Below are 6,059 nucleotides of genomic sequence, written 5' to 3' on the forward strand. Positions count from 1 at the left end.
TTTTCTCTGCTGCCGCACATCCGTGAAAAATTTCATGCCGCTCTGAAACCGGTCAGGAGTCTTCCCGGATCACATGCTCAGGAGATCCAGACTCCGGCTTCCCGGTCGGAACCATTTCCAAAACGATACGTCTTTCCGTCGATCGTTCTCTCTCCGGTTACCATCGCACCGGATTCATCGAGATAATACCAGGTTCCATCCGGAGACTGGTACCAGCCGGTCACCATGTAGCCGTCCGCATCAAACCGGTACCAGCTTCCGCCGATCTCCTTCCACTGGTTCTGACACCAAGAAGTCCCTCTGGCATTCATCACATAACGCCACTTTCCGGTTTTGTCTTCCTCGATCCACGCACCTGAAAATGCCTGATCTTTCGGAGTACCTCCATCTTGTGATGTGAATCTGGTTCCGGTATAGACGATCCCGGGTCCGGCAACCGCTTTACTCTTCTTTCCATCGCTGTTTTCTGCTGTCACAAAGAAGGTGTAGAGCTTTCCTTCCTTCATCTGACCGGAAAAATCGATCGTATTTCCACGTTTTACCGTCTCACTCGTTCTCTTTTTTCCATTCTCATAAAGGGTTACATGATAGGAAACCGCCTTATATGCCTGGCTCCACTTTGCTGTCCCGGTACCACTCCAGTCCGGATCCAGAGGAACCCCGATCTTTTTATTCATCGGGATCATGTCCACATAGAGCCAGACCTCTTCATTCCCCTCGTATTCTCTCGATACAAAGCGATAGACATCGGACCCTTTGAGGTCGAAATAGGAGCTTCCCTTTTTCCGGAACTCATACCCGCTGTCCGCAACAAGCCCGATCTGGACACGTGCGCAGTAGGAAGAATTCCAGTTGTCAACATCCGCACCGTTGATGACCTCGCAGCCGGTAACTGTGTAGCCTTTTCCCATATTTGTGACCTTGACCTCCCCGGTCTTTGTCAGTTGGGATTCCAGCTTCAGTTTCACCCGCTCGATCTTCACGGGATCTCCCTCTGCCGCCCACGCGCCTGACGAAAACGTCAGGCACATGAGGAGCGACAGAAAGAATACTTTCCAGCCTTTTTTTTGTTTCATGGAATCTTATTTCCTCCCCTCTCTCTTTCTGAACAGAAGACCAAGGGATAAGAGGACTCCCATCGCAGAGAACGCACCGAAGATCATGATTCCGTATTTCTTGTCTTTCACGAAATCGTTGCTCTTTAACTGTGCCTGATCGGCGATCAGTCCCTGAGATGCCATCTCCTTCACCTTGTCGTCCACACTTGTAAGATCACTGCTCTTTTGAGACAGGTAATCTTTCGCTGTGTAAACCTTGTAAGATCCGTCTGCCGGATTATAGACAGTGATCAGTTTCCTTTCCGTCACAGAGCCGGATGTCGGATCGGTGGTCATTCCATCGGCTGCTTCCGCAGATGTTCCGTCGAAGGAGGCCTCAGAAGCCTGTTGTCCGGAAGCTTCAGAAGAATTTCCAGCGGACTCTCCGGCCTGTTCTCCGTCAGTCTGAGCTGCCGCGTCTGCTGCCTTTCCGGCTTCATCCGCGGAACCTTCTGCAGATGTTCCGGAGGTCGTATCCTCAGAGGCAGCATTCGAATCTGCATCTTCAAAATCATTCTCCGATCCTGCAGAGTCGGAAGCTGCTGCACCGGAATTGTCCGTATTTCCGGTCTCTGTGCCGTCTGCACGGTTCTCCGGCAGCGCGTTCTGTGCTTTGTCTGATCCGTCTGCAGTCTTCTCTGCGTCTTCCTTCTGCACTGTCAGAGATTCTGCATTCTGAGCTGCATTCTTCATCTGAGTATCGGCTGCACCGGATTTCTTCGCTGCATCCGTGCTCTCTGATGCATCTTTGCTCTTCGCATCGGCCGCATCGGCTTTCACATCGTCCTTCGCCTTTCCGAAGAGACTCCTGATCTTATCCACGATACTGCTGTTTCCGGATTTCTCCTTCTCAGCCGCGCTCTCAGATACAGCGGCTTTCTCTTTTCCGCCATCCTTTTTGTCAGTCGTCTTCTTCTCGGAATCCGGCTTCTCGGAAGCTTTTACATCCTTTTCAGAAGTATCCGCCTCACGATCCTTCACCGATGTTCCGGAAACAGTATTTTTCTCCGTATTGTCGGAGATATTTCCGTTTCCGTCTGTCGTTTCCGTCTTGTCAGCCGTTCTGTCGTTTTCTCCGTTCTTTTCGGTCTTGTCAGGATCACCGGATGAGGATCCGTCTCCTCCTGCCTTTCCGGAAGAAACAGCCGCATCCCCGTCTCCGGAGGCGGTTCCCTTGTAGGAAAGGATATCGTCAAGACTTCCAAGTTTTCCGTTGCTTAAGTTCGTCATGAGGTTCACGGATGCCTGATATCCGGAATTGTTGATTCCGAACCAGCTTCCTAAGTAACTCTCGATATACTGACCCGCGTAATCCGCAAGTGTCAGATCCTCGCCGTTCTCCCAGGAATCCGTCTCCTCAAGCGTAAGCTCCGTTCCGGTCAGGAAGTTGAAGGCAAATACCTTTCCGTCCTCAAACCGGCCGATCGCGACATGGCTGCTGTCGTTCATATTATCAGCCAGCTCCACGATCCCGCGGTTTGTGAAGCTCTCCGGAAGATGGATCGACTCATTTAAGTCATGAAGCATTCCATCGGTTCCGAGAACTGTCAGATACTGGCTGTCCTGATATGTATCTGCGAGCACTGCCCCGTAGACAAGCTCCGGATCCGTCTCCAATCCGAACAGGATTCCGTTCTTCACATAAGCGAGCCTGTCGAGGTCCTCCCCGTCGTAGTGGATGAACTGGTGGTAGACGGAAAGCTTCTTTCCATCGTATGTAAAGGTATGGACTGCCTTCGGTTCCTCCCACTGAATGTCAGAGAAATCGCAGTGCGATACGACGCTTCCGCTCTCCACATCCCAGACATCGCCGTTTAAGTCGAGCGCTTTTCCGTCGCGCAGGTTCAGGAAGCTTCCCGCGATCTGCTTTCCGGATGCACTCCGGATCCCGGAACCGGTCAGGTAATACTGATCCCCGTTCCATGCCATGACGGAGGACACAAGGTCCGTCGCCAGAACATCATAGGTCTGTGTAAATCCGAGTTCCGGTGCCGAGAGCGTTACGGTAAGCGGCGTACTGTAATTGTACGGCATCGTATAGATCCGGTCGGTCGTGTTGACACTTAAGACTTCCCCGGATCCATCTGCAACCGTCATCGTCACTCCGACAACGTCGGAAGCGAGTTCAAACGTGATGGACGCCGGTCCCGAAGCGGATACCCAGAGGTACTGCTCGTCAGTAAGATCCCGAAGTGACAACATCGAAGTCATCGCGCCTGTCGGGATCGGAACTCCCCAGAAGCCGTAGGAGCCATCCTCATAGTTGATGAGGTTTGTCTGTGTCTGATCCGGATACGGGTAGAAGCTCTCCCCCGTCTTTACATACGGGAAATGTGCCGTATACGTATCATTATTTCCAGGCTTCAGGTTCTTATAATCCCAGTAGCTGGAATTCAGGCTCAAAACATTCGTGTAGAACGCATTGGTACCAAACACATTCGCATCCGTAACAAAATACTGGTACGGAGCAACGGCTGCCGGATCATCGAATTTCGTCGGATCCTTCGCATTTGCATTCAGCTTAAGTTCCGCATACGGTTTTCCGCTTCCGGTGTAATCCTGGATCTTCGAACCGTTCTCGCCCCAGAGCGGTGTGCCGTTTAATTTCAGTCCGCCCCAGACAGCTGCCTTCGGAGCTGCCCCGTTCACGGTCCGGATCCCCTCATCGTCAAGAGTCCTTGTCGGTCTTAAATAAGTTGAATCCGTATCTGTGTACTCAGTCGTGTCCAGATAGAAAGTACCCCAGACGGTCGGTGTACTCGATCTGCCCGTCACGGTTACATCCGAAGTCAGAACGAGATTATTATAATTTTCGCTGCTCAGATAGTCATTTCCGTGAGCAACGACAGCACCCGTCGCATCTCTCTCCGGATTGCTGTAGGTGAGACGTCCGACAAAAGCGCCTGCCTGCTCAACAGATTTGACCGTTCCTCCGAAGATACCTTCCTTCACCATCGCGCGGTTTCTTGAAATGTATCCACGGTTATCGTATTTGTAGTCGTAGAGGATTCCCGCAAAGGCACCGGCTGCAGAACCGGTCGCCTCGACATCCGCATTACAGTTCATATACGTATATCTTCCGGCGATCGCAATTCCGGTGATACCGCCAACCCCCGTGACGCCTTTGACCTTTGTGTTATTGACAACGAAGAAGCTGGCGGCCGTTCCGGTTCCCTCGTTTCTTCCGGCGATTCCACCGACACCCATCGAGGTTGCTCCGGTTCCCTGAACTGTACATCCGACAACCGCAACCTGGGAGATCCCCTCCTGAGCAGATGTATTACCCATGATGCCGCCGATATAGTTTCCGCTTCCCTCGACCGTTGAATCAACGACGCTCGAGTAGTAGATACCGCCACTCTGCCCGTTTGAAATACCGGCAACGTAGGAAGTTCCGGTGATCACGGACTCTTTTACGAGTGCGCGGTTCACTTTCGCTCCACTCTGGATGATTCCCATCGTGTAGCTTCCGGTTCCCTTAATATAGGAGCGGTATACCATGGCATCATCGATCCTCGTCCACCAGCTTCCGATTCCGAGGATACCTGCGGTGGTTCCTCCGCCGGAGACATAAGTGTACTGCACCTTCGTGTTCGTGATCGGTGCACTGTCTCTCGTCGACTCGGAGAACAGGGAGCCGATACCTCCGGTATAGTTTTTGCCGCTTACAAAGACCGGATATCCGCTCTCACCGACCGTAAGGTTTCCGGACGGCACGCCCTGAGCGAGACGTCCGGCGATACCGCCGTTATAACTATAACCACTGACATAGATTCCTTTGACCGAAGCATCTGTAATCGTCGCTTTTGTTCCGCCGACGATACCGCCGACGCCCTCACTGTACGGTGCAACGATCCGGTAGGTAAAGAGTGTGTCCGATGGAAGACCGTCGAGGGACGTATAGTCCACCGCGTCTCCTTCCGCCATGATGTTGCTGATCGCACCGGTCGAGTAACCGGCAAGACCACCGACATAACTCGATGTCGAGGAAACCGAGATCTCGATATTCTTTAAGGAAGCATTCGTGATCGTACCTGTGTTCGTTCCGATCATACCGACCTGGGATGCCTGATAACCGGTAAGTTTTACCTTCTCGAACTCGCAGTTCTCGATCTTACCCTGGTTTGTGGAGACAATACCAAAACCGGTTCCCGCTTTCGTTCCGTTGTTGATCGCAATATCAGCGAAGCGTAGATTCTTCATCTCCCCGGCGATCACGTTGATCATGGATTCCGCAGCACTCGCTTATAATTGCTTTTAAATTTTATTGTTTTAAACGGTCTTTTAAAGCCTTTCAAACGCAGAAAATCCTTGAATTATCAATACTTTCTCCCATTTCATCTTTTTAATTTAAAAAGTTTTAAAAGGCTTTAAACATCCACTTTCCATCGGCCCCTCTCCACTCTTATTTTCAAGGATTCTTCCCATTTTAAGTTTTTCAATAGGAATTCTGGTTCCCATTAAAATTTTAAGGGTTAAAAATACCTTATAAGCCTAAAAAAGCCCCTAATCACGGGATTTCTCGCCATGTAAGGGACTTTAAGGGTTTATAAGGGTTCGTTGGTTCCCATTATTGCAGGTTATTCGATAACTTACACCCGGCTGATAATGTACCTGCGGCGGCAAACAGCGTTGTTGCACCGATCGCAATCAGTTTTCCGTATTTCGACATTTTTTCTCACCTCTTGATTATGCTGGGGACATATCTGTAAGCTTTTTCACATACTTCTGTTTATAAGTATCCCATGATACATAATGCTACCACTTTTGGAAAAAAATGTCTATATTTCTATGGTTTTTTGCCCATTCCTAAAATGAAAATTTAAATTCCACTCCTCCAAAGGGCGGTGGAGTTTACTCTTGCACAGTTGATATTTACTCATGCATACTGATATGATACTTTAATCGTCCTTCTGACAGCAGTAGAAGGAGTTTGACTATGAGTAAATATATCCCAGGCAA

The 6,059-nt window shown here is 50.3% G+C and carries 2 protein-coding genes; both read right to left on the bottom strand.

The window, feature by feature from the left end; all coding sequences use genetic code 11:
- Positions 1–77 precede the first annotated feature (77 nt).
- Complete coding sequence (locus tag V2546_RS12420; RefSeq protein WP_215702491.1) at positions 78–1,076, bottom strand: N-acetylmuramoyl-L-alanine amidase family protein; 999 nt, start codon at positions 1,074–1,076, stop codon at positions 78–80.
- A 6-nt stretch (positions 1,077–1,082) separates the two neighbouring features.
- Complete coding sequence (locus V2546_RS12425) at positions 1,083–5,324, bottom strand: hypothetical protein (protein ID WP_329752489.1); 4,242 nt, start codon at positions 5,322–5,324, stop codon at positions 1,083–1,085.
- Positions 5,325–6,059: the final 735 nt, after the last annotated feature.

The sequence above is a fragment of the Clostridium sp. CM74B_53 genome, from assembly GCF_036318045.1.
GTDB lineage: Bacteria > Bacillota > Clostridia > Lachnospirales > Lachnospiraceae > Pilosibacter.

What these genes read in the sequence shown, in the direction of transcription:
- V2546_RS12425 (WP_329752489.1), bottom strand. Translation starts at nt 5,324, where the DNA reads ATGATCAACGTGATCGCCGGGGAGATGAAGAATCTACGCTTCGCTGAT.
- V2546_RS12420 (WP_215702491.1), bottom strand. Translation starts at nt 1,076, where the DNA reads ATGAAACAAAAAAAAGGCTGGAAAGTATTCTTTCTGTCGCTCCTCATG.